This is a genomic window from Mesorhizobium sp. BH1-1-5 (genome assembly GCF_020165615.1).
Taxonomy (GTDB): domain Bacteria; phylum Pseudomonadota; class Alphaproteobacteria; order Rhizobiales; family Rhizobiaceae; genus Mesorhizobium.
Genome location: NZ_JAIUIM010000026.1, coordinates 69,598 through 92,985, shown reverse-complemented (window position 1 = coordinate 92,985; position 23,388 = coordinate 69,598). Strand labels below are relative to the sequence as shown.

Genomic DNA, 23,388 nt, shown 5'->3' with positions numbered 1-23,388 from the left:
GCGGCGGACAGCAACTCAGGGGGAAAACTGTAACCCATGTATCCGGTTCAAACTGTTACCCATCTATCGGCTGGACACAGGGCAGAGGGGTGCTGTCCCGCTGCCTATCCGCGCAAATAGCGGCAGCTTCCGGAAGCTGCCTCGCTTGAAAAGGACAAGCTGGGGAGGTTGCGTTCCCTCACACCCCCCTCTGGCCTGCCGGCCATCTCCCCCGCAAGGGGAGATCAGCAGTTCCGTCGCAGGCGCCCACCTCCGCAGGAATCGGGTGGCCCCGTGACCTGGCGCGCTCCATTTTTGGGTAAGCAAGCGATGGAGCCAACCCATGACCATCCATTCACTCAACACCAAGCGTGCCAGCCGCTCCGCCGAAGCCCGCGTCGCGGCACGAGACTGGCGCAACCTCGTCTCGGACCTCAACGCCCACGGCTGTGCCGTCATGCCCGACCTGCTGTCGGCGGAAGAATGCACCGACATCGCCGGCCTCTATCCGCATGAGGAGCATTTCCGCAGTCATGTCGTGATGGCCCGCCACGGCTTCGGCAAGGGTGAATATCGCTACTTCAAATATCCGCTGCCGGATCTGATTGAGGGCCTGCGCACCGCGCTCTATCCGCTCCTCGCCACGGTCGCCAATGACTGGAACGAAAAAATGGGTGTGGCGCTTCGCTATCCGGCCGACCACGCCGCCTTCCTGAAGCGCTGCCACGACGAAGGCCAGGTGAGGCCGACGCCGCTTCTGTTGCAATACGCTCCCGGCGACTTCAACTGCCTGCACCAGGACCTCTACGGCGCGCTCGCCTTTCCGCTGCAGGTGGCGATATTGCTCTCGGAACCCGGCGAGGATTTCACCGGCGGCGAGTTCGTGCTCACCGAGCAGCGCCCGCGCATGCAAAGCCGCGCCGAGGTGGTTCCGCTCAAGCGCGGCGACGCGGTGATCTTCGCCGTGCACAACCGGCCGGTGCAGGGGACGAAGGGGTATTACCGGGTGAACCTCAGACACGGGGTTAGCCGATTGAGATCAGGACGGCGGCATACGGTGGGGATTATTTTCCATGACGCGAGGTAGGGCGCGGCGCCGAAGCTGCTGATCTCCCCCCTTGCGGGGGAGATTGGCCGTCACAACCGCCTTCGCCAATCTCATCTGCGGCGCTTCTGCCTCTTCCCCTGCCGCCCTCATTCGCGTACACGCCCGGGCAAATCCCGCCACGTCAGCGCAGTTTCCCGGACCGCCCCATGATCCGTCTCGAAAATATCGGCAAGCAGAACGGCCGACAGATCGTCTTCATCGAAGCCTCTGCCGCCTTGCAGAAGGGCGAGAAGGTCGGCTTGGTCGGCCCGAACGGCGCCGGCAAGACCACGCTGTTCCGCATGATCATCGGTGAGGAGCAGCCTGACGAAGGGCAGGTCTCGGTCGATCGCGGCGTCACCATCGGCTATTTCAGCCAGGATGTCGGCGACATGGGCGGCTTGAGCGCCGTGGCCGAGGTCATGGAAGGCGCCGGGCCGGTGAGCGCGGTCGCCGCCGAGATGCGCGAGCTCGAGCACGCCATGGGCGATCCTGACCGCGTCGACGAGATGGATCAGATCATCGAGCGCTATGGCGAATTGCAGCACCGCTTCGAGGAGCTCGACGGTTATGCGCTCGACGGCCGCGCTCGCGAGGTGCTGGACGGTCTCGGCTTCTCCCAGGAGATGATGGACGGCGACGTCTCAAAGCTCTCCGGTGGCTGGAAGATGCGCGTGGCGCTCGCCCGTATCCTGCTGATGCGGCCCGACGTCATGCTGCTCGACGAGCCGTCGAACCATCTCGACCTCGAAAGCCTGATCTGGCTGGAGAAATTCCTCAAGGACTATGATGGCGCGCTGCTGATGACCTCGCACGACCGCGAGTTCATGAACCGTATCGTCAACAAGATCATCGAGATCGATGCCGGCGCGCTCACCTCCTATTCCGGCACCTACGAATTCTACCAGGAGCAGCGCGCGCTGGCCGACAAGCAACTGCAGGCGCAGTTCGAGCGCCAGCAGGCGATGCTGGCCAAGGAGATCGCCTTCATCGAGCGTTTCAAGGCGCGCGCCTCGCATGCCGCGCAGGTGCAGAGCCGGGTGAAGAAGCTCGACAAGATCGACCGCGTCGAGCCGCCGAAGCGCCGCCAGACGGTCGCCTTCGAGTTCCAGCCGGCGCCGCGCTGCGGCGAGGACGTGGCGACGTTGAAGGGCATCCACAAATCCTATGGCAGCCGCTCGATCTGTTCCGGCCTCGATTTCCAGATCCGTCGCCGCGAACGCTGGTGCGTGATGGGCATCAACGGCGCCGGCAAGTCGACGCTTTTGAAGCTGGTCGCCGGCGCCTCGGAGCCGGACGAGGGCTCGGTGGCGCGCGGCCCGAGCGTCAAGATGGGCTATTTCGCCCAGCACGCGATGGAACTGCTCGATGGCGAGCGCACCGTGTTCCAGACGCTGGAGGACAATTTCCCGCAGGCCGGCCAGGCGCCGCTGCGGGCGCTTGCCGGCTGTTTCGGCTTCTCCGGCGACGAGATCGAGAAGAAGTGCCGCGTGCTCTCCGGCGGCGAGAAGGCGCGGCTGGTGATGGCGCTGATGCTGTTCGATCCGCCCAACCTTCTGGTGCTCGACGAGCCAACCAACCACCTCGACATCACGACCAAGCAGATGCTGATCGAGGCGCTGTCGCAGTATGAAGGCACCATGCTCTTCGTCTCGCACGACCGTCATTTCCTGGCGGCACTGTCCAACCGCGTGCTGGAACTGACCCCCGAAGGCATCCACACCTATGGTGGCGGCTACACCGAATATGTCGCCCGCACCGGCCAGGAAGCGCCGGGGCTGAGGAGCTAGGAACGCGGCCTAAAGCGCATCGTAGACGGCGTCGATCAGGGCTTTGCGGCGTGGGTCGACATCGTCGAAACCCACCATGCGGTTGGTGACGTAGCCGAACCCAACGCCGGCGCCGGGATCGGCGAAGCCGATGGCGCCGCCCCAGCCGGTATGGCCGAAGGTTTGCGGCGACGCGCGGCCTGCATAGACAGGATCCTCGATCTGATAGCCGGCGGCGAAGGCGGCCGGCAGCGCGAAACTGTCGTCCATGCCGCGAAAGCGCGGCCTTGCGGCTTCTTCGATTGCCGCGCGGCCGATCAAGGCTTTGCCGTCAAGGGTCCCCCCTGCCGCCATCATGCCATAGATACGCGCCAGCGCATGGGCGGTGGACTGGCCGTTGCCGCCCGGCACCTCGGCGGCGCGCCAGGCGCGGTCGTTGGGCGCCAGGGCGCGTGGCGTCGGGTTGTCGCATGCCTGCGGAAAGGCAGAGGTGCGCACGAACTCGACCCAATCCGAAGCTTGCGGGCCTTCGATCATCTCTGCGGCGCGGGAATCCTCGGGCTCCGGCAGGCCGACATGGAAATCGGCCCCGAGCGGCCCTGCGATCTCTTCCGCGATGAAGCTTCCGACGCTGCGCCCGTCGACGCGCCGCAGCACCTCGCCGGCAAGATGGCCGTAGCTGAGGGCATGGTAGACGCAGCGGCTGCCGGGCTCCCATAGCGGCGACATGGCGGCAAGCGCGTTGGCATAGGGCGTCCAGGCGAGCAGCCCCGCCTCGTCCATCGGCACGGCGAGACCGTTCAGCCCGGACCGGTGCGACATCACCTGGTCGAGCGTGACGCGCTCCTTGCCGCCGGCCGCGAATTCCGGCCAATAGCGTGCGACCGGCGCGGCATAATCCAGCTTGCCGCGCTCCACCAGCATGGCGATTGCCAGCGCCACGACGCCTTTGGTCGAAGACCAGACATTGACCAGCGTGTCACGCCGCCACGGCCGGGTGAGTGCGGCATCCGCATGACCGCCCCAGAGGTCGACGACAGTCCTGCCATGGACCACGATCGAGACGCTGCCGCCATGTTCGAGGCCTTGCGCGAAACACCAGGCGAACGCATCGCGGAGTCCGGCAAAACGCGGATCGCAGAAGCCTTCTATGCTCATAGGCGAAGTCCCACTTACGCACGCCTTAGCTAAAGAGCTTGGTCACAAAGCCGCCGAACCAGGCAAGCTGCGTCGCGTGGTGGGATTCCATCAGCCGGTCCTGCTCGTCCCGGTCCTGCGCGCCGAGCGTTCCGTACGGCGCGCCTTGCCGTTCCTGCCAGCGCCGGAAGCCGGCTGGACCCTGCTCGGCATGGAACTGCAGCGCATAGGTCTTGTCGCCGATCCGGAACGCCTGATTGGGAAAGGTTTCGCTCGAGGCGAGGTGCACTGCGCCTGCTGGCAGGGCGAAGGTATGAAAATGGTTCTGCGGCAGGAAGAGCGGCCGGTCGAGGAAGTCGCCGGCCTCGGCCGTCGGCGTGATCTCGAAATAGCCGAACTCCCTGATGCCGCTTTCCACCGGCCCGACATCGGCGCCGAGATGCCAGGCGATCTGCTGCGCGCCCTGGCAGATGCCGAGCAGTGGCAGGTCGTTGTCCAGGCAATGCTCGATCAGCGCGGCTTCGTGATCGAGGAACGGATGCTTGTCGGTGTCGAAGACGTTGAACGGGCCGCCATAGATCACCGCGCCGTCGACAGCGTCGAGATCGATCGCCTCACCCTTGAACGGCATTGCTGTCACGACTGAATGGCCGTTGGCCTCCAGGGTGGTCTGGACATGATCGTCGCCCGGTTCTTCCGAGTGCCTGACCAGAACGATGCGCTTCATCGGAACTCCTGCCGCTTAATCCAGCGAGACTACGGTAACGCTTGGCCGGCCATTGGCAATGTGCCAGCTTCTGGTCGTGTTTGGCGCCGCCGCCCTCTATTCGTCATTCTCGGGTTGACCCGAGAATCCATGCCGTGACCTTCGTCAACAGGCGCTGCGGAGAAGAATTATGCATCCGAATCAACGCCTTAATGTCACAGTATGGATCCCGGGTCTGCGCGCGTCGCTGTGCTCCTTGCTTCGCCCTAGGATGACGAGGCATGGGCGGCGCATCTCGGTATGGACGCCCACTCACCCCTTCGCCAACCCGCGATCGATCAGCCGCGCCAGGCGCGCCGAAAAGGCCTTGGCGTCGGCCGGCTTATCGCCGTCAAGCACGCGCGCTTCGTCGTAGAGCAGATGCGCGGCGTCTTCCTTGAACGCCTTTTCGTCGTCGCCGAGCTTTGCCAGCGCCGCGACGCGCTCATGACGCGGGTTGATCTCGAGGATCGGCTTGGCGGCCTTGTCGAGCCGGCCGGCGGCGTTGAGCAGGCGCTCGAACTGGCGGTCCGGGCCATGCTCCGGCGCGACGAGGCAGACGGCGCTTTCGGTCAGCCGGTCGGAGGCCTTCACGTCAGACACCTCCTCGCCGAGCACCGTCTTCACGAAGGCAAGGAACGTCGCGACGTCGGATGACGTTCCGGCGTCCGGCTTCGCTGCGTCCTCGGGCAGCGCGACATCGGCAAGCTCGGCCGCGCCCTGCGTCACCGACTTGAACGGCTTGCCGTCGAACTCCGGCGCCATCGTCACCCAGAAACTGTCGACCGGATCGGTGAGCAACAGCACCTCGATATCGCGTGCGCGAAAACCTTCGAGCTGCGGCGAGGCTTCGAGCCGCGCACGGTCGTCGCCGGCCATGAAGAAGATCGCCTTCTGGCCTTCCTTCATCGCCGCCACATAGTCGGCGAGGCTGCGCCAGCCTTCGCCCGAAGCGGTCGAGCGGAAGCGGGCAAGCTTCAGCAACTGCTCGCGCCGCTCATAATCCTCATAGAGGCCTTCCTTGAGGACGACGCCGAAATTCTCCCAGATTTTCGCATAGGCTTCGGCATCGTTGTCGGCGAGCTTTGCGAGATCGCCGAGAATGCGGTTGGTCACGCCCTTGCGGATCGAGGCGAGCAGGGGGCTTTCCTGGATCATCTCGCGCGAGACGTTGAGCGGCAGGTCGGCGGAATCGACCAGGCCGCGCACGAAGCGCAGGTAGCGCGGCAGCACATCGGCATCGTCGGTGATGAAGACGCGCCGCACATAGAGCTTCATGCGGCCCTTGCGGTCCTGGTCGAACAGGTCGAACGGCTGCGACCCCGGCACGAAGGCGAGCACGCTGTACTCCTGCCGGCCCTCGGCGCGGAAATGTATTGTCGAGGCCGGTTCGTCATACTGGCCGGCAATGCTGCGGTAGAAGTCGGTATATTCTTCCGGCTTGATTTCGCTCTTCGACCGAACCCAAAGCGCTGTGCCGTCGGCGATGTCGCGCGGCTCGGCGCCGGGCTTTTCGACCAGCGTGATCGGCACCGGCACATGGCCAGACTGCGATTTCGCCAACCCTTCGAGCCGATAGGGCGTTGTGTAGGAAGAGGCGTCTTCCATCAGATGCAGCACGACACGCGTGCCGCGCCTCGGAGCCGCCTCGAGCGGCACCGGCGCGATTTCATAGGTGCCCTTGCCGTCGGACGACCAGCGGAAGGCCTCGTCGCTGCCGGCCTGGCGGCTGATGACGTCGACACGGTCGGCGACCATGAAGGCCGAATAGAAGCCGACGCCGAACTGGCCGATGAGCTGCGTGTCTTCCGCCGCCTTGCCGGCCTCGACGCGCTCCATGAAGGCGCGCGTGCCGGAGCGCGCGATCGTGCCCAGAGCCTCGGCCATCTCGTCGCGGCTCATGCCGATGCCATTGTCCTCGACGACAAGCTCTCTGTTGTCCGGATCGGCGGCGATCGTGATGCGCGGCTTGGCATCGTCACCCAGCAACTCGGGCCGGCTCACCGCCTCGAAACGCAGCTTCTCGCAGGCATCCGCCGCATTGGAGATCAACTCGCGCAGGAAGACATCGCGGTCCGAATAGACCGAATGCACCATCATGTGCAGAAGCCGCGAGACGTCCGCCTCGAATGTCCTGGTTTCCGTCTTCTGATCCGTCATCTCGGCTTTCCCAAATCTCCATTCTGCCCGACGCGCCATGCGCGTTAAGGGATTCATCCTGTGGTTGTTTCAATTGTGTCCGCGGTCTGGATGGGACCGGCTTCGGCAGGACAATATCGGGATGCGAGGGGAAGGCAACAAGAGGGTGCGGAGAGGCAAGTGGGAAGGGCGGCTCCATCGAGTGCTCTACCGTGGGATCGATAGGGGAACACCGCTTTTAATGCTCATTTGTGGCTTTGAAAGTCTTCGCATCGGTCATGTGAATGATGACAAGCAGCTCGCTGTCTTTCTCCTTTGTGGCGCATGCTTTCAGCCCCTGTCGAGAGAGCAGACCAACATATGGTGGGAGCGGAAGAGGGATCTCTTGGCAGCCGATCCGCATAAGATTGGGAGCGACGATAACCTTAATTTTGGTTTCCTTTGCAGAGGCTTCCCGAACGGAAGGTAAAGGGATAGATTAGCAATTCGTTAAGTACGCCCGGGGGCGAGCGTAAAAAGTTGTGTCGTCGAGCTTAAGGGATGTGCCGTGATGAATTTCAAGTCTCTGATCAAGCGGGCCGAGGACGTCGATAAGGAATTTCAGGAACTCCAATCGGATTTGGCGGAAGCATTCGAGGACGTTCTTGCCGATGAGGAAAAGACACCGTCGGAGGACGATGCCGTTGCCGGTCAGGAGCTGGTGGCAAGCGACGAGAATCCGCCGCCCGAAGAGCAGCCCGCCGCAGCTCCATCGCGGCTGACGCCACACACCCAGACGCGGCTTGCCGCCCTGGAGGCGGTGGCTGGGCTTTTCCGCGACGGGCAGGGGCATCTCCAGGAGATCGAGGCCAAGCTGGCGGAGATCGCCACCGCGCATCACATGACGCGCGAGGTCCTCAACGTCTTCCATCGCGACGTCTTGCGCTCCAACGAGCTGGAACTGGCAAACCTCGCTCTCACCACCGAGCACAAGACGCTCTCGGAACAATTGCTCGACGCCGCCCGCAGGCAGCGCGAACGCGACGGCGCGGCCGAAGCGTGGCAACAGCGCGAGGCGAGCCTCGTCCAGGACCGGGAACAGCTGCGCTCAGCGCTTGCGGCCGTGCGCCTGGAACTGGTGGAGATGGGCAATGAGAGCGGCAGGCGCGAGACGGAATTCGGCGAGATCGCGAAGGCTCTGGCCGCCAAGACAGTAGAGCTCGACCGACGCGGCGCCGAGAACAAGCTGCTGCGCGAAAAGCAGGTCGGCCTCTCGGTCGATCTGGAGCAGGCGCAAAAGCGCGAGGCGGAGGCCCGGCACAGATTCGATGAGTTCGCGGCAGCCCACGCCGGCGAAACCGCCCATATTGCCGAGCTGATGGCTCAACTCGGCAACCACGAAAAGGAAGAAACCCGGCTGCAGAAGACGCTGGAGGCAACGCAGGCCAAGCTTGCCGAAACAGCCGAGACGGCGCGGATCGCCGAAAGCGACAGTGCCGCCGAATTGGCGCGCGGCCAGGCGGAAATGCGCGGTTTGCGTGCCGAAATCCAGGAACTGCAGTCGCGTATGGATCAGGTCTCGATCGACAATGGTGAAGCAACCGCCGAGATCACCAGGCTCAAGACGCAGTTGAACGATGCCGTCACCGAACGCCAGATCGCGCAGGAAAGGCTCGCCGTTCTCAAGGACGAGAGCGAAGCCGACAAAAGGAACCTGTCCGCGGTCAGCACCAATCTCTCGCAGCTTTCGCTGCAGCAGGCGTCCGAGCAGATCCAGCTCGATATCCAGAAGCAGGAATGCGAGGACTTGCGCGCCGAGGTCGAAGCGCTCAATGCCCGCATTCGGGAATTGCTGCCCTACGAGCGCCTGCATCGGGTGACGGATGCAAGGTCGCGCAAGGATGCCGTGCCTCAAGCCAACGGGATCATCGCCGAAGCGGCCCGCCCGGCCGCCCGCCGCGTCCCCCGGCGTAACATACGGGCGAACGGAGGCTGAGGAAACCGCTGCGCCCGGAATTCCTCTGGCAGGCTATTTCCCTGCCATGCCGTCCGCGAGGTCCTGTGCCTGCTTGAGCAAGGCCGGGAAGGACGGGTCCCCGGGCAGTCGCTGGGCCATGCAGGCCCGGTAGTCGGCGTCGCCTTTTTCCCAGGCGGCGTTGGCGGCATCGGTGGCGGTCGAGTCGTCCTGGTCCGAGCCCTGATCGGTCTGCTGGGTCTTCTGCGCCGCCGCGTCGGCGGCTGCCCAGAGCGAATCGCACGCCGCGATCTTCGGCACGGCTGGCGAGGCGGGGGCCTCGGCAACCAGCACGCGGTCGCCTTTAACGACCGCTACGACGATGTGCTGGTCGTAGATCGGTCCGACATCCTGGGTCCAGCCGCCGAGCCGGGCGACCACTGCATCGGCGCCGTCGGGCTTCTTCAGCGAAAAGTCGAGCGTGCCGGAGAATGCCGCGTCGCTGCCGATGGCCTGGGTGTAGAAACTGTCGAGCTTCAGCGCCGCGCCAATGTCGGCGGGCAGCTTGAAATCGGCTTCCGCTTCGGCCGATTTGGACTTCAGCCAGCGCTCGGTCAGCCCGCGCGTCGAAGCGACGATGCTCGGGCCGTCGTCGCTCTGGGAATATCTCAATCCGTCGAGCATGCCGAAACCGATATCGGAAGCGTTGAGGCTCTGAACGTTCATCGTGCCGGCCGCCGGAAAATCCTTGACTGACAGCGGGCCGAGAATGGTGGCGAGCCGCTGCTGGAGATCGGCCAGCGCCTTTTCGTTCTGCGCATCGATGGTTTCGATTGCCGTGTTGGCGCTTTCCTGCGCGGTGATATCGGCGATCGCCTTGTCGCGCGCGGCGATGTAGTCGTCCTCCGGCGAGGCCGCGAGCGTCGTGCTGCCCGCCAGTGCAAAGAGAAGCGTTAAGACCAACCGCATGCTGCAACACCCCAAGGTTAGCGACCAACAGCCCTTGCGTGCCATCGCCCGACTTGGCGGCTTTTGCGTGGCGGAAATCGAGGCGGCCGCAAATCTTTATTCCGGCTTGCGCTTCTCCACCTCGGCCTTCCGCAGCAGGAAGCGCTGGATCTTGCCGCTCGGCGTCTTCGGCAGCTCGGCGACGAACTCGACCTCGCGCGGATAGGAATGTGCCGAGAGCCGCTTCTTCACATGCTGGGCGAGCTCCTCGGCCAGCGCCTCGCTGCCCTTGAAGGCGGGCGCCAGCACCACGAAGGCCTTGACGATCTCGGTGCGCTGCGGATCGGGCACGCCGACCACCGCCGCCTCGTTGACCGCCGGATGCTCGATCAGCGCGCTTTCGACATCGAACGGCCCGATGCGGTAGCCGGACGAGGTGATGACGTCGTCGGCCCGGCCGATGAAGGAGACGGAGCCGTCCGGCTCATATTCCACCGTGTCGCCGGTGCGGTAATAGCCGCCCACGATCGCCGGCGTCTCCGCCTCGTGGTAGCCGCCGAACCAGCGCAGCGGTGAGTTCGCGATATCGACCGCGAGCACGCCGGGCTGGTTGGGGCCGAGCTCGTTGCCTTCATCATCCAGCACCACCATGCGGTAGCCCGGCATGGCGAAGCCGGCCGAGCCAGCGCGGACCAGATGCTTGAGCCCGTGATGGTTGTTGACCATCATGCCGTTCTCGGTCTGGCCGTAATGATCGTGGATCGGCACGGCGAGGTTGGCGTCGAACCAGCGGATCACTTCCGGGTTGAGCGGCTCGCCGGCGCTGCTCACCACGCGCAGCCTGCCTTTGACGTGGGCCGCGGCCGAGGGCCCTTCCGCCATCAGCAGGCGATAGGCCGTCGGCGAGCCGGCAAGGCTGGTGACGCCCAGGCGCTCGATGATGTCGTAGGTCGATTTGGCGTTGAAGGCGCCTTCGTAGAAGGTGGTGGCGATGCCGAGCAGCAGCGGCCCGGTGATGGCATAATAGAGCCCGTAGGCCCAGCCGGGATCGGCGATGTTCCAGAAGATGTCGTCGGGCGTCAGCCCGATCGCGTCGCGCATATAGGCGCCGAAGGCAGTGAGCGCGCTGAGCGGCACCGGCACGCCCTTCGGGTGCCCCGTCGTGCCGGAGGTCGACATCATCATGAACAGGTCGTCGCCCTTGCGCATCACCGGTTCGCAGTCGGGCGAGGCGGCGGCAAGCGCGGCGCGGAAGTCGATGTCGCCGGCGGGCAAGACGTCGCCGGCGCCAAGGATGGTGGCGACGCGCGGACGGTTGTCGACCTCGTCGAGCTTGCCGCGATTGGCAGGGTTGGTCACCACCAGCTTCGCCTTGCTATAGCTCAGACGATGCTCGACGGCCTTCGGCCCGAAGGCGGTGAACAGCGGCTGGTAGACCGCGCCGACGCGCCATGTGCCGAGGATCAGCGCCACCAGCTCGGGAATGCGCGGCAGCATGCCGGCCACGACATCGCCGGGGCGAACACCCAGCTCCTTCAGCATGGTGCCGACGCGGCCGGACAGGTCGGCCAGATCGTCGAAGGAGTACTCGCGCAGCTCTCCGCCGGCCGAGATCGCGCGCAGCGCCAGCCGGTTCTCGCCGGTATAGCGGCCGCAGCATTCGACATAGGCGTTGATGCCGGTGGCGGGATCGCCATGAAGACGCGCGGTCTCGTCCTCGATGCGGAATTGCGCAACAGCATCTTCATAGCGCGCCAGCGCTCGCGTCCTGGTCATGGCGATCCTCCCTCGGCGGATCATCTCCCCTTGATCGCCGCCGCAGGAGATTGCCTGAAAAGACGACGCGGGTCGATTGTGGCGAAAGTCGGTGCCCGCTTGTCAGGGCAGTTGAATGCCCTGCGCCTGCATGTGGCGCTTCCAGCGGCTGCGCAATTCAGCCGGCCGACAGCCGATACGCTCGTCGAGAAAGGCAGCTGCGGATATCCGATCCGTGCGGAAATGGCGGAAATCCTGGCGCAGCTCGCACCAGGCGGCGAGCAGCCGGACGGTCTCGGCATAGCCGATCATGGTCGGCCAGACGACGCGCTCGCTCTCGTCGCCCTGTTCGGTGCGGTAGCGGATCCGGATCTTGTGACCTTTGCGAATCGAGGCCCGCGCCCGCGCAATATCCAACCCGTCGGGCAGGCCCTGCCGGCTGAGCGGCGCGCCGACGGTTGGATTGCTGACGAAGGGGCGCAGCCGCTCTGGCACTACCGTCGCGATCTTGGCGATCAGGTCGCGCGCCGCTGCCGCCAGCACCGCGTCGCCCTTGTCGGCCACCCATTGCGCGCCGAGCACGGCCGCCTCCAGCTCGTCCGGGGTCAGCATCAGCGGCGGCATGTCGTAGTCGCGGTCGAGCACATAGCCGAGACCGGCTTCGCCCTGGATCGGCACGCGCTGTCCGACCAGGTCGGCGATGTCGCGATAGACCGAGCGGCGCGAGATTTCCAGTTCTTCGGCGATCTGGCTGGCGGTGATCGGTCGGCTCGAGCGCCGCAGGATCTGGATGATCTGGAACAGTCTGTCGGCGCGGCGCAAGGCATGTCTCCTGTTGCCACTATGCTGGCAACAGCATGGGTCCACAAGTCGGCCACGGCGCCTCGATCGGCGCGGCCAACATAAGGACAACATCCATGAATTTCGTCTCGACCCGCATCATCACCGCCGACGTCAAGCGCCTCGTCGGCTTCTACGAGGAGGTCACCGGCGCGAAACTGACGCTCTACACCGAGGACTTCGCCGAGCTGATCACCGAGGCCGGTACGCTGGCGATCGGCAGCACGCGCACGCTGCAGCTCTTCGGCGGCGACCATGTCGCGCAGGCCGCCGCCAACCGCACGGCCATCATCGAGTTCCGCGTCGCCGACGTCGATGCGGAATACCAGCGGCTTGCCGGGAGTCTGGACGAGGCCGTGGTACAGAAACCGACAACCATGCCCTGGGGCAACCGCTCGCTGCTGTTTCGCGACCCCGACGGCAACCTCGTCAATTTCTTCACGCCGGTGACGGTGGAGGCGATCAGGAAGTTCGAAAGGTGAGGCAGATCGAGGAGGAGGGCGCGTTTCACCAGCGTTTCCCCCTTCTGGCCATCCTCGAAGCTGCTGCGGAGGATGGCCCTGCAAGGATTGGCCGCGTGCGCGCCACCTTGTACTATGGCCTGGTGAATGCAGGGACGGGAGGGCGCGCATGCGGCTTGATCGCAATCTCCGGCGTTTGAGGATTTGGGCTGTCGTCGCGGCTATCGCGCTTTGGCCCCATACGACGGCGGCCGACCCCGTCACGCCCGAGCGGATCGCTGCTGCGCTATCCAAGCTGCAAGTGCTGGCGCAAAGCGCTGTCGACAAAGGTGGCGTTCCTGGCCTCGCCGTTGCCGTCGTGCATAACGACGAGGTGGTCTTCCTCAAGGGCTTCGGGCACCGCGAAGCCGGAAAGCCGGAGGCCGTCGACGCCGACACGGTGTTCCAGATCGCGTCGCTCTCCAAGCCGGTCTCGGCCACGGTCGTGGCGGCGCTGGTCAGCGACAGAACAGTATCCTGGGATTCCAAGATCGCCGACCTCGATCCGGCCTTCCGGCTCGCCGATCCCTATCCAACGAGTGAGCTCACCATCCGCGACCTGTTTTCGCATCGCAGCGGGCTTCCAGGCACCGCCGGAGACGATCTCGAGGACATAGGCTACGATCGCGCCACCATCCTCCACCGCTTGCGCTTCGTCCCGCCATCGTCGAGCTTTCGCGCCGGCTACTCCTACTCCAATTTCGGGCTGACCGAAGGTGCGGTCGCGGCCGCCAGGCCGACCGGCAAGTCCTGGGAGGAAATCGCCGAGGAGAAGCTCTACCGTCCGCTCGGCATGGCCTCGACCAGCTCCCGTCACGCGGACTTCATGCGGCATTCCGATCGCGCCGCGCTGCACGTCAGGGTCGACGGCGCCTGGGCCGCCAGGATCGAGCGCGACCCGGACGCCCAGGCCCCGGCCGGCGGCGTCAGCTCCACCGCGCGCGATCTCGCCCAATGGGTCCGCCTGCTGCTCGGCGACGGCGTCTACGCCGGCAAGACCCTGATTGCCGCCGATGCGCTGGCCCAGACGCACGTCCCCCTGATGACGCGCGGCAAGAACCCGGTCTCCGGCGGCGAATCCTTCTATGGGCTCGGCTGGAACATCGAATTCGGCCGGCACGGCCTGAGCTGGGGCCATGCCGGCGCTTTCAGCGTCGGCGCCCGCACCCTGGTGACGATCTTTCCGAAAGAGAAACTCGGTATCGTCATCCTCACCAACGCCTTTCCGACCGGGGTGCCCGAGGGACTGTCCGACAGCTTCGCCGATCTCGTCTTCGAGGGTTCGGTCGAGAAGGATTGGATCGAGGCGTGGAACGGCATCTATGCCGGCCTGTTCGGCCCGATGGTCGAAGCGGCCAAGGCCGCCTATGCCGGGCCACCGTCTCCGCCGACGCCGTCACGGCCGGCTGGCGCATATGCCGGCCGCTACGCCAACGACTTCATCGGCGATGCCGTGGTGTCGGCAGCCGGCGACGGCCTGGTGCTCAAGCTCGGGCCGTCAGGGGCGCGTTCCTATTCGCTGGCGCATTTCGACGGCGATCGCTTCGTGACCTTCCCCGACACCGAGACGCCCGACAGGCCGGCCGGCGTCAGCTTCGTCGTCGGCCCCGATGGCAAGGCGTCGGCGATCACCATCGATTTTCTCGACGACAATCATCTGGGCACGCTGCAGCGTAGGTCCGATTAAAAGGGGCCGGGCGGTCAAGACGCCCGACCATAATGGAGCAGCGCGAAACAGTCGCCGCTGCCCGACTTCGATTGCGTGAGCACCGGCTTTGACTGGTCGAGCCATTGCTGATGCGACTTGGCATCGGTCTCGATCGCATCGATCGGGACGGCTTTGACGAAGCCGCGCCCCTGGCCGAAGAGCCAACAGGCCCGGGCCAGATGCCTTCTGGCGCGCTGTCGCAAGAGGTCGGCATCGTAGAAGATGTCCAGCACCTCCTGCTTGATCCTGCGCTCCTTTTCGGGGTCGGCGACCACTGTCTCCGCCAGCTCGCCGCCGATTGACTGCTGCAGGTCCTTGTAGTCGAGCGCAAGCTGGGTGGTGGCGTATTTGATCTCGCTCTCGTCGCGCACGATGTCGAACCACAGCCTGGGATCAAGCTCGTTGACGACGAAGGAGGATTCGAAATCGCGCGATAGGTTCAGGACGTCGAAGTCGGCAAGATCGACGTCGCGCTCGACCAGGAGGATCTTGGCCGCCTGCTTGCCGAGCTCTGTCCCCTGGAGACTGACCGCGGTGTTCTTGCCGCCGAGATCGGGGCTGAGATAGGGGCCGCCCTCATCAAGCAACTCGTCGAATTCATCGAGTGATTGCATGACCGGCGCGCCGCGGGCGATGCGCGCGGCGAGCTTGGCAAGCACCTGCTGCAGCTCGGTCTCGTGTTTGCGCTGGTCCTGGTAGTTCTGCTGGAAGAAGAAGATGAACAGCGAGATGCCGATGCCGATCAGGATGACGCCCAGCTGCGAAAAGATGTTGCGGTAGTATTCCAGCAGCTTTTCGCGGTGGCGCACGTCATCGCGGACACTATGCGCCACCCATAGATTGACGATCAGCGACAGGATCAGCAGGCCGGTGCCGACAAGGATGAGCCCGCCAATGAGAAGGTAGCCGTGACCTGCGCTGAAATCCATTCTTGTTGCCCCTAAGCGCCGGAGAGCGCAGACTAATCGCATTTCGCTCAAATACCTATGGTGCATGCTGGGGCGCCGCGACGTCGCTCGCCATTGACCCCGCCGTCCATTGGGCCGATATCCGGCGTGAATTGCCACCCGAGATACCGATGACCTCAGACCTCAGAGAACCGGCGGCCGCGCGCGATCTTGATCCGGTCCGAAAAAATGACGCCATCTGGCAGGACGATGTCCGCGCCGGCGTGCGCCATGTCCGCGACCTGGCGTCCCTGCCGCTCTCTCCCGCCGAGCGCGCCGCCGCGCAAGAGGCCGCGGCCGCCCACAAGGTGCGCGTGCCAAAGCCCTATCTCGACCTGATCGATTGGAACGACCCCAATGATCCGATCCGCGCCCAGGTGATCCCGTCGCCCGACGAGCTGGTTGCCGCCGAAGGCGAGCTCGACGATCCGATCGGCGACCACGCCTTCAGCCCGGTGCCCAGGCTGACGCATCGGCATGCCGACCGCGTGCTTCTGTTTCCGACCTATCAATGCGCGGTCTATTGCCGCTTCTGTTTCAGAAAAGAGTCGCTGACCTCGATCGGCCGCGGCTATACGCGCGAAGCGCTGGAGCCGGCACTGGCCTATATCGCGGATCACCCGGAAATCCGCGAGGTGATCCTGACCGGCGGCGATCCGCTGTCGCTGCCCGACAAGGCGCTGACCGAAATCCGCGCCCGCCTGGAGGCGATCCCGCATCTCAGGCTGCTGCGCATCCACACCCGCGTGCCGGTGGCGCTGCCGTCGCGCATAACGCCCGGCCTGGTCGAGGCGCTGCAGGGCCGGCTGATGGTGACGGTGGTGACCCACTTCAACCACTCGCGCGAGCTTACCTCCGAAGCCGAAGCAGCCTGCCGCACCATGCGGCAGGCGGGCTTCGTGCTGCTCAACCAGAGCGTTCTGCTCAAAGGCGTCAACGACAAGGTCGAAGTGCTGGAGGAACTCTGCCGCGAGCTGATGTACCGTCTCGGCGTTAAACCCTATTACCTGCACCATGGCGATCTCGCGCGCGGCATGGCGCACCGCCGCACCACGATCGCCGAGGGCCAGGCGCTGGTCGCCGAGCTGCGCCGGCGGCTCTCCGGCATCTGCAACCCGACCTATGTCATCGACCTGCCGGATGGCGGCGGCAAGGTGCCGCTGGCCGCGAGCCATATTGAGGGCCGCGACGGCGATACCTGGCGGATCAGAGGCCAGGACGGCAAGGTGCGGGAGTATAAGGAAGTGGTTGGCCAGGCCTGACGCCACGATCCGCATTGCTGGCGTCCGGCGGCCGCGCGTCCCCGCCCGACTTTGGCCCCCATTGCGCGGGACAAGGAACTCCATCTCGCGCCCCGCATTCTATGAGTGGGGGCTGAAGGAGCGTTGCGTGAAGGCTTTGTTGGGAATTGCCGGCGGCTTCGTGCTGACCTTGGCCGTGTTCGCCAGCGGGCTCGCCTTCGCCACCTGGCTGCTCGCCGCCAAGCCGGTGCGCCAGGCAACGCCCACGATCGGCGTTTCCGAGCTCTGGACGAAGGACGCCCAGCCGGTCGATCCGCAAAAGCAGAACCTCCAGCGCATTCCCGCCCGGCAGGCGGTGGCCGCGCCCGCCAAGACCGGCGAGCCGACCCCAGGCGAACCGGTCCCAGGCGAACCGGCCCCAGGCGAACCGGCCAAGACGGCGGATAGCGGAACGCAGACGACGGCGCTTGGCGCGGCCACGGCGCCTCCCGTGGCGCCGCCGCTGCAGCCATTGCCCGATGTGTCCGCGCCGGACCAGCCCGCGCCCGGCGACAACGCGGCGCGGCAGCCGGCCGCGCCCGATCAGCAGGCCCAGCAGCAACTGCCCGTCGCGCACCTGCAATGGTGCGCCACCCGCTATCGCAGCTACCGCCCGGCGGAAAACAGCTACCGCTCCTACAGCGGCGAGCTGCGCCCCTGCATCTCGCCCTATTACGACCCCGGCGGCGACCGCACTGCCTCGACCGGCCAGAACGATCAGACCAACGACCAGGCAGCAGCGAACGATCGCCGGGACACCACGTCCGACGACCGTTTGAGCGACGACGACCAGGCCGAGATGGCAGGCTACGCCGCGTCCAGCGGCGGCTACGCCACCACCTATGGCGGCCTGCCGGAAGAGATTTCGCCCCAGGCTGAGGCGGCTCGGGAACAGGCGTCCGGCCGCCCGGTCTCCGGCGACCATGTCGACTACTGCTTCAGCCGCTACCGTTCCTACGATCCGCAGGACAACAGCTACCAGCCCTTCGACGGCGGCCCGCGCCGGCAGTGCGAGTAGCGCGCCGACGCTTTTCCTCGCCCCTGTCGGCGGCGGGGGAGAGGTGGCCGCGACGCGGACGGAGAGGGGGCTTCGTAAAGCGATGCTTTTCCCGATCGAGGTTTGGCCATTCCCCCGCTCCGTCTCGGCTTCGCCGAGCCACCTCTCCATCACATTCGCGGGGGCGAGGAACCAGGTTGAAGCGCCCCGATACCCGCCAGAGACCAAGCTGAAACACACGCTTCCTACAACCGGCATGCCCGCGAAACGCTCGAAGCCGATGGTCGCGCATCCCGAAATCCAGGAGCTACGCGCCGATGACACCCGACCAGATCAAGCTTGTGCAGGAGAGTTTTCGCGAGGTCGTGCCGATCAAGGAAGCGGCCGCGGCCTTGTTCTACGAGAAGCTGTTCGCCATCGACGGCAGTCTCAGGACGCTGTTTGTCGAAACCGACATGAAAAAGCAGGGCGCCAAGCTGATGGCCGCCCTGGCTTTCGTCGTGCATGGGCTGTCGCGCGCCGAGACCATCCTGCCCACCGTCCAGGATCTCGCCCGGCGACATGTCGGCTACGGCGTCGAGGAGCACCACTATGCGACCGTCGGCCAGGCGCTGATCGAGACGCTCGACGCAGGCCTCCGCGAGGCTTTCACGCAGGAGGCGCGAGAAGCCTGGGCAGCGGCTTACGGCTTGCTCGCCTGCGTGATGATCGCCGCGGCAAGGGACGTGCAGCTGGCGGCTTGAGCGCCGAGGGAGGCAAGCTGGAGCGGCTCTGAGTTCCTTCGCACCCCCCTCTGTCCTGCCGGACATCTCCCCCGCAAGGGGGAGATTGGATGTCGCCTAGGCTTTCGCCAATCTCCGGCGTTGGAGGCAGAATGCCGTCGGCAAACCTGCTGATCTCCCCCCTTGCGGGGGAGATGGTCGGCAGACCAGAGGGGGGTGCGGTCCCGCCAGCCTTTCAGGGCATAGCCATCACTCTCCGGAAATAACCTTCCCCGGATTCATCACATCACCCGGGTCGATCAACGCCTTGATCGCCTTCGCCAAATCCCGCTTCACCGGGTCGGCGTGCCGCTCATAGGCCTCGCGCTTCTCCAGCCCCACGCCATGCTCGGCCGAGAACGAGCCGCCGGCCTCTCGCAGCCCCTCGTAAAGCACGTCCTCGATCGCCGCGTGCCGCTCATGCGAGACCGGCCCGTCGCAATTGATGGAGATGTGCAGATTGCCGTCGGCGAGATGGCCGTAGACATAGGGCGTGTATGAAGCGTCGAGCGCTCTCAGTCCCGCCTCGATGCGCGCCACATAGGCGTCCAGTGTACCGGCCGGCACCGACACGTCAAAGGAGGGCGCCATGGGATGCGCGCGCTCGATCTGCTCGGTCTCCTCGCGCAGCCGCCACATCGCGGCCGCTTGCGCCTCGGAGCTCGCGACCAGCCCGTCGATGATACCGGCCTCTTCCCAGACCGTCGCCAGTCCGTCCTCCAGCACCTGTCGAGCCGCCTCGATATTGTCGGCGCCGAGCCCCAGCACCAGAAGGCAGGGCGCGTCGAGCGGCAGGCTTCCCGGCGAATAATTCAGCGCCCGCTGCATGAGCGAGGCGAAATTGCGCCACAGGATCTCAGCGGCGGTGAGCCGTGCGCTGGTCGAGCCCAGGAAATGCCGCACGACGCGCTGGGCGCTGGCCGCATCCGGCACGCCGACAAGTGCTGCGGCGCTGGCGCCCGCCACCGGATCGAGCTGCACCGCCACGCGGGTGACGATGCCGAGCGTGCCCTCGGCGCCGATGAACAGATGCTTCAAATCATAGCCGGCGCTGGTCTTCAGCACCCGGGTGAGGTCGCAAAACACCCGCCCGTCCGGCAGCACGGCTTCGAGCCCGAGCACGCGATGGCGCATTGTGCCGTTGCGAAACGCCATGATGCCGCCGGCATTGGTGGAAACCATGCCGCCGATCGTGGCGCTGCCGCGCGCGGCAAGGTCGATGCCCGGGTCGAGGCCATGCACCGCCGCCGCCCCCTGCAGCGCGCCGAGCGTCACGCCTGCCTGCACGATCGCCACGCGCGCGAACGGATCGATTTCTTCGATTTGGTTCAGCCCGCCAAGATCGCAGATCACCTGACCCGCGGACGTCGCCGCCCCGCCCGCCAGCCCCGTGCGCCCGCCCTGGGCGACAAGGCCGATGCCATGCTCCGCGCAGAACTTCACCAGCGCCGCGACGCTTGTCGTATCGCGCGGCCGCACCAGCGCCGAGGCGCCGAAATTGCGAGCGTCAAAACCCGGATCGCGGGTGGCGAGTTCGGCGTTGTCCCGAATGCTGGCGTCGGGGAGGGTGGCGCGGAGGGAAGATAAAAGGCCGTTGCTCACGCTGGCGGACTCCTTCTGAAGCTGAACCTCCAACCTATAGAGGCGGTAGCGCAGTTGGGCCACAGCGGGACAATGATTGCAGGGCTAAGTTTCGCACGTGCCAGCTGCGCTGCTTCGATTGCGGTGTGGCAACTTTCGCATCGGCGCGGATCAGGATGTTCTGCCGGCCTGTTCGCGCCTTTGGGCATCTTGGCTATTCAGCTGAGCAACAAGCTTTTCCGCGCGCCGCGTCCTGATTCCAACTGTCGGCTTCTGCTCGAACTCGGCAGGTTGGCCGGTAAAGACGTCGAAAACGGTCCAACTGTTCGGTTCGTCCATCCTCAGTGCGTAGCGGTTTGCCATGCTTGCATCCTTCTGGTCTCGCGCCGGCTAGACGAGCCCGCTCAGGCCCGTAGAGACAAATACCGACGCCAGCACGGCTGCAATCCACAGCGCAACATAGAGCGTCAAGGCGAGTCTTCCGTGTGCGAAAAGCGCTCCGCGCATTATCTCCGCGGCATTTTCCATACGTTTCGATCCGGCCGGCTCCACCGCGGCCTGAGGCTTCGTCGCGCCAAACTTGCCGAAGCCACGGGAGGTCCGCTTGGCGATGGATACGACCTCGAATGTTACTGCAATGCCGGAAGTGGAGAGCGGTGCGCCGGACGACCACATAGCCGCCAAGTGCTCGGATTTCTCGATGCCCTTTTCGGGGACAAGCCTATCGTCTTATAGACGGCTTTGGATTTGGCGGATAGGAGTGAAAAAATAATTGCAGGGAAGCCCAAAAATGTTTGGATGAAATAATCTGAAGATTTCAGCGCCTACAAATCGATTTATCGCTGTTTCAGGCCCAAACCTGAGATTTCTATTTACTCAGGAAAAAAATATTAGACGTATAAGTCTTGCTTTGAGCGCAATTGAGGCGCATACAAAAAGTGTTGATTTGGTTGAGTTGGCTTTCGCCCCGTCGGAGCCGCGCCAATCCTTTCCGAATTTTCGATAGCGAAGCGTTGCGCCGTTCCGGCGCGGCATTTTGCTCGTTTGAACCCTGGAACGACGCAGGGCGCTGACCACGGATGTACTGGCAGCACCCGCAAACCGTTCCAGCGGTTCGACCGAAGTAATGCGGAAGTCCATCCTGGCATGTTTTCACGGGAAAGCTGCAATCGTGGCCATTCGCATCGCGTCGTCCGTCGTCGTCTGCTTTGGCTTTGCCTTGGTGCTGTCGCGCTTCAGACGCGCCGCAACCGCAGGGTATCTTGCCGATCTCGACGAAGAGGCCTGGAAGGGCCTTTCCTGCGCCGCGCAACGCAACGCGGCCGCTTTCATTCACCTGCCGGCGATCCTCCGTACAGTGGGGTTCGCACGGTAAAAGCATCGATCACCGGCCTCTCTCGAGGCGGCGCTCGATGACGACCGGAGACAATCATGACAAGCCTTATGCAGCGCAACACGCGGCCGATACGGCACGGTGCCCCGCCGCGGTTGTTCGACATCGGACAGGCGGTCCGTCTGAAGGGAGATTTCCGGACATCGACCGCGGAAGTCTACCACGTCACCGGCACGCTGCCGCCAAAAGAAAACTCGCCGCAATACCGCATCCGCAGCGACACCGAACCGCATGAGCGGGTAGTGACCGAGGACAGGCTGGAATCGGCCGGAACCCCGGCGTCGGACCTCGGCCTGATGCTGATCGAAAGGACGTTCGGACATGGCCAAGGGACAGCGGTGCTCCAATCGCGAGATGAGGAAGGCAAAGCAGGAAAAAATTCCGACCAAGCCTGAGAGTCCGTTCAATCAAGGCGCCGGCCTCAACGCAAAGGGCTCGATGCCGTCGCGCGGCGGGTCTCGATGAAGGTCGTAATCGAATTCTATCGCACGCGCCTCACCGATGACGCGCATGCCGTCATCGGTCGCGAGACGGTGCTGGCAACCGATCTCGACGATGCAATCGAGATCGCGCGACTTTTGGCGAGGACGCTGAACATGCCGCAGTGGCCGGACGCGGTCACAATCTCCGAAGCGGACGGCGCGGCGCTTTATTCGGAGATTATTGCCGCGCAGGAAAGCGAGGAAAGACCGGCATGAACAGTCCCATGGCCAACGGCAAAACCGAGGCTGGTCACAAGGCCGTATCCGGCTGTTCGCAAAACAATAGAGACTTGTCGGGCCACGCCTTCAGGGATCATCAATACGGCCGCCGTGTCGAAGCGGATCATTCCTGGACAGTCTATCATGTCTTCACTGGAATTCCGGTGCATGTCGACGGCGCTCCGATGGTCGGGCTAACGCATGCGCATGCGACGAAGAGCATGCTGGATCTCAACCGTCGCAATGTCGAGGCTCGAAAGGAATGGAATAGAACCCGGCCAGCAACTGAATATGCTGAAATAAGGGTGGGCAACCCATGACGCTCGCCTTTCCAAATCCCAGCCGGAGCTTCGATCAAACGCGCCGCGCCGTCTGCTTCATTGGCCACGATGGTATGTTCCAGGTCCGCTTCTTCGTCGAGGTCGAGGCCCTTGGGACATTTAACGACGATGCTGGGGGTAGGGAAACGGCCGAGATAGCATACCTTTCGGCATTCGACGCCCTGCGCAGTTCCATCCAGGACGCCGCCAGCAAAGCATATGCGCGCGAGCGCCGAAACTCCTACACGCTCACTGCTTCCGGCTTCCGATAAGCAGGAAGCCAATATCGCACGAAAAGCACGCAGCCGCGAATAGCCTTAGCCCTGGCTGCTCTAAGAAAGGATAATGCCGATGCGTTCCATGAAAACCCCCGAGACGATGCCCGCCGCGGTCAAGCCGATCGTCAGGTCTTCAAACATCATGTCCGCGCGGCTGACGATCAGGAAGGACGAGGCAGCAATGCGCAAGCTCGCCGACACTGACGGCACCGTGCGGCGGGCACGTCAGATCGCAGAGCGCAATCGCCTGATTTGACGTGTGGCCACCTGACAGGTGCCTCTTAATTTGGGCCTTGTATCTCGCGGGCTGTCTTCCCGATCCTAGGCATGTCCAAATCCCTTGGCGTACATGGCCTAACCGGAAGGAATACCATGGCGATAAAGCCCAACTATCGATATGAGCGCAGCAAACGCGATCAAGCGAAGGCGGCAAAGAAAGAGGCGAAGCTCGCAGCCAAGGTGGCGAAAGAGAAGGTGGTGGAGCAGGAAGACGAGCGGGGGAGCACAGATAACGGATAACGTCGCGTTAGGCCGACCGGCCTTGGAACCGCAATGACAAAACGAGAGTCCGATCACTTCGAAATCGATGT

25 protein-coding genes are annotated in these 23,388 nt (G+C 64.5%); 15 read left to right on the top strand and 10 right to left on the bottom strand.

Annotated elements, in window-relative coordinates:
• Positions 1 to 322 precede the first annotated feature (322 nt).
• On the top strand, positions 323 to 1,066 hold the full coding sequence (locus LB572_RS27640) for a 2OG-Fe(II) oxygenase (RefSeq protein ID WP_224669984.1): 744 nt from the start codon (positions 323 to 325) through the stop codon (positions 1,064 to 1,066).
• Positions 1,067 to 1,233: 167 nt separating this feature from the next.
• Positions 1,234 to 2,856, top strand: a complete 1,623-nt coding sequence (locus LB572_RS27635; protein WP_224669983.1) for an ABC-F family ATP-binding cassette domain-containing protein — start codon at positions 1,234 to 1,236, stop codon at positions 2,854 to 2,856.
• Between the two features lie 9 nt (positions 2,857 to 2,865).
• Here LB572_RS27635 and LB572_RS27630 read toward each other — a convergent pair whose 3' ends face one another.
• The 3 genes from LB572_RS27630 to htpG form a co-directional block, all read right to left on the bottom strand.
• Positions 2,866 to 3,993: a serine hydrolase domain-containing protein gene (locus LB572_RS27630; protein WP_224669982.1), complete on the bottom strand. Its 1,128-nt coding sequence runs from the start codon at positions 3,991 to 3,993 to the stop codon at positions 2,866 to 2,868.
• A gap of 25 nt (positions 3,994 to 4,018) precedes the next feature.
• The gene (locus LB572_RS27625) at positions 4,019 to 4,699 is read right to left on the bottom strand and encodes a type 1 glutamine amidotransferase (protein WP_224669981.1); all 681 of its coding nucleotides are present in this window, start codon (positions 4,697 to 4,699) and stop codon (positions 4,019 to 4,021) included.
• Positions 4,700 to 4,990: 291 nt separating this feature from the next.
• A complete protein-coding gene (htpG, locus tag LB572_RS27620) occupies positions 4,991 to 6,877 on the bottom strand; it encodes a molecular chaperone HtpG (RefSeq protein WP_224669980.1) in 1,887 nt (628 codons plus the stop codon).
• A 529-nt stretch (positions 6,878 to 7,406) separates the two neighbouring features.
• Here htpG and LB572_RS27615 point away from each other — a divergent pair.
• Complete coding sequence (locus LB572_RS27615) at positions 7,407 to 8,831, top strand: hypothetical protein (protein ID WP_224669979.1); 1,425 nt, start codon at positions 7,407 to 7,409, stop codon at positions 8,829 to 8,831.
• A gap of 33 nt (positions 8,832 to 8,864) precedes the next feature.
• On the opposite strand, the gene LB572_RS27610 is transcribed toward LB572_RS27615, so the two are convergent.
• The 3 genes from LB572_RS27610 to LB572_RS27600 all read right to left on the bottom strand — a co-directional run bounded on the left by LB572_RS27610 (position 8,865) and on the right by LB572_RS27600 (position 12,314).
• The gene (locus LB572_RS27610) at positions 8,865 to 9,758 is read right to left on the bottom strand and encodes a hypothetical protein (protein ID WP_224669978.1); all 894 of its coding nucleotides are present in this window, start codon (positions 9,756 to 9,758) and stop codon (positions 8,865 to 8,867) included.
• Positions 9,759 to 9,854: 96 nt separating this feature from the next.
• Positions 9,855 to 11,513, bottom strand: coding sequence for an acyl-CoA synthetase (locus LB572_RS27605; protein WP_224669977.1), 1,659 nt, complete (start codon positions 11,511 to 11,513; stop codon positions 9,855 to 9,857).
• A 102-nt stretch (positions 11,514 to 11,615) separates the two neighbouring features.
• A complete protein-coding gene (locus LB572_RS27600; protein WP_140803542.1) occupies positions 11,616 to 12,314 on the bottom strand; it encodes a helix-turn-helix transcriptional regulator in 699 nt (232 codons plus the stop codon).
• 95 nt (positions 12,315 to 12,409) lie between these two features.
• On the opposite strand from LB572_RS27600, the gene LB572_RS27595 reads away from it, so the two are divergent.
• Together LB572_RS27595 and LB572_RS27590 are read left to right on the top strand one after the other, a co-directional pair.
• Entirely contained in the window at positions 12,410 to 12,814 is a 405-nt protein-coding gene (locus tag LB572_RS27595; protein ID WP_224669976.1) for a VOC family protein, read from the top strand.
• A gap of 148 nt (positions 12,815 to 12,962) precedes the next feature.
• A complete protein-coding gene (locus LB572_RS27590; protein ID WP_224669975.1) occupies positions 12,963 to 14,519 on the top strand; it encodes a serine hydrolase in 1,557 nt (518 codons plus the stop codon).
• Between the two features lie 14 nt (positions 14,520 to 14,533).
• On the opposite strand, the gene LB572_RS27585 is transcribed toward LB572_RS27590, so the two are convergent.
• Positions 14,534 to 15,469 carry a hypothetical protein gene (locus LB572_RS27585; protein ID WP_224669974.1) on the bottom strand — a complete coding sequence of 312 codons (936 nt, stop codon included), beginning with the start codon at positions 15,467 to 15,469 and terminating at the stop codon, positions 14,534 to 14,536.
• Between the two features lie 149 nt (positions 15,470 to 15,618).
• Between LB572_RS27585 and LB572_RS27580 the strand changes: the two genes are divergently transcribed.
• From LB572_RS27580 to LB572_RS27570, 3 genes are all read left to right on the top strand, one after another.
• Complete coding sequence (locus LB572_RS27580; RefSeq protein WP_224669973.1) at positions 15,619 to 16,749, top strand: KamA family radical SAM protein; 1,131 nt, start codon at positions 15,619 to 15,621, stop codon at positions 16,747 to 16,749.
• A gap of 127 nt (positions 16,750 to 16,876) precedes the next feature.
• Entirely contained in the window at positions 16,877 to 17,785 is a 909-nt protein-coding gene (locus LB572_RS27575) for a BA14K family protein (RefSeq protein WP_224669972.1), read from the top strand.
• Between the two features lie 296 nt (positions 17,786 to 18,081).
• Positions 18,082 to 18,507 carry a globin family protein gene (locus LB572_RS27570; protein WP_224669971.1) on the top strand — a complete coding sequence of 142 codons (426 nt, stop codon included), beginning with the start codon at positions 18,082 to 18,084 and terminating at the stop codon, positions 18,505 to 18,507.
• A gap of 228 nt (positions 18,508 to 18,735) precedes the next feature.
• Here the strand turns inward: LB572_RS27570 and LB572_RS27565 are convergent, their stop codons facing one another.
• The 3 genes from LB572_RS27565 to LB572_RS27555 all read right to left on the bottom strand — a co-directional run bounded on the left by LB572_RS27565 (position 18,736) and on the right by LB572_RS27555 (position 20,790).
• Complete coding sequence (locus tag LB572_RS27565; protein ID WP_224669970.1) at positions 18,736 to 20,127, bottom strand: FAD-binding oxidoreductase; 1,392 nt, start codon at positions 20,125 to 20,127, stop codon at positions 18,736 to 18,738.
• A 150-nt stretch (positions 20,128 to 20,277) separates the two neighbouring features.
• Positions 20,278 to 20,469: a hypothetical protein gene (locus LB572_RS27560; protein WP_224669969.1), complete on the bottom strand. Its 192-nt coding sequence runs from the start codon at positions 20,467 to 20,469 to the stop codon at positions 20,278 to 20,280.
• Positions 20,470 to 20,496: 27 nt separating this feature from the next.
• Complete coding sequence (locus LB572_RS27555) at positions 20,497 to 20,790, bottom strand: hypothetical protein (protein WP_224669968.1); 294 nt, start codon at positions 20,788 to 20,790, stop codon at positions 20,497 to 20,499.
• A 487-nt stretch (positions 20,791 to 21,277) separates the two neighbouring features.
• On the opposite strand from LB572_RS27555, the gene LB572_RS27550 reads away from it, so the two are divergent.
• The 7 genes from LB572_RS27550 to LB572_RS27520 all read left to right on the top strand — a co-directional run bounded on the left by LB572_RS27550 (position 21,278) and on the right by LB572_RS27520 (position 23,317).
• A complete protein-coding gene (locus tag LB572_RS27550) occupies positions 21,278 to 21,481 on the top strand; it encodes a hypothetical protein (protein ID WP_140809976.1) in 204 nt (67 codons plus the stop codon).
• A 68-nt stretch (positions 21,482 to 21,549) separates the two neighbouring features.
• Positions 21,550 to 21,894, top strand: coding sequence for a hypothetical protein (locus LB572_RS27545; protein ID WP_224669967.1), 345 nt, complete (start codon positions 21,550 to 21,552; stop codon positions 21,892 to 21,894).
• 66 nt (positions 21,895 to 21,960) lie between these two features.
• Complete coding sequence (locus LB572_RS27540) at positions 21,961 to 22,197, top strand: hypothetical protein (protein WP_140809960.1); 237 nt, start codon at positions 21,961 to 21,963, stop codon at positions 22,195 to 22,197.
• Complete coding sequence (locus tag LB572_RS27535; RefSeq protein WP_140809942.1) at positions 22,194 to 22,520, top strand: hypothetical protein; 327 nt, start codon at positions 22,194 to 22,196, stop codon at positions 22,518 to 22,520. The genes LB572_RS27540 and LB572_RS27535 overlap by 4 nt, the downstream gene beginning before the upstream one ends.
• Positions 22,517 to 22,792 (top strand): DUF1488 domain-containing protein, encoded by a 276-nt coding sequence (locus LB572_RS27530; RefSeq protein WP_140809934.1) that lies wholly within the window; start codon positions 22,517 to 22,519, stop codon positions 22,790 to 22,792. Before LB572_RS27535 ends, LB572_RS27530 begins: the two co-directional genes overlap by 4 nt.
• Positions 22,793 to 22,871: 79 nt before the next feature.
• Complete coding sequence (locus LB572_RS27525) at positions 22,872 to 23,054, top strand: hypothetical protein (protein WP_140809926.1); 183 nt, start codon at positions 22,872 to 22,874, stop codon at positions 23,052 to 23,054.
• 116 nt (positions 23,055 to 23,170) lie between these two features.
• A complete protein-coding gene (locus LB572_RS27520; RefSeq protein WP_181179925.1) occupies positions 23,171 to 23,317 on the top strand; it encodes a hypothetical protein in 147 nt (48 codons plus the stop codon).
• Positions 23,318 to 23,388 lie beyond the last annotated feature (71 nt).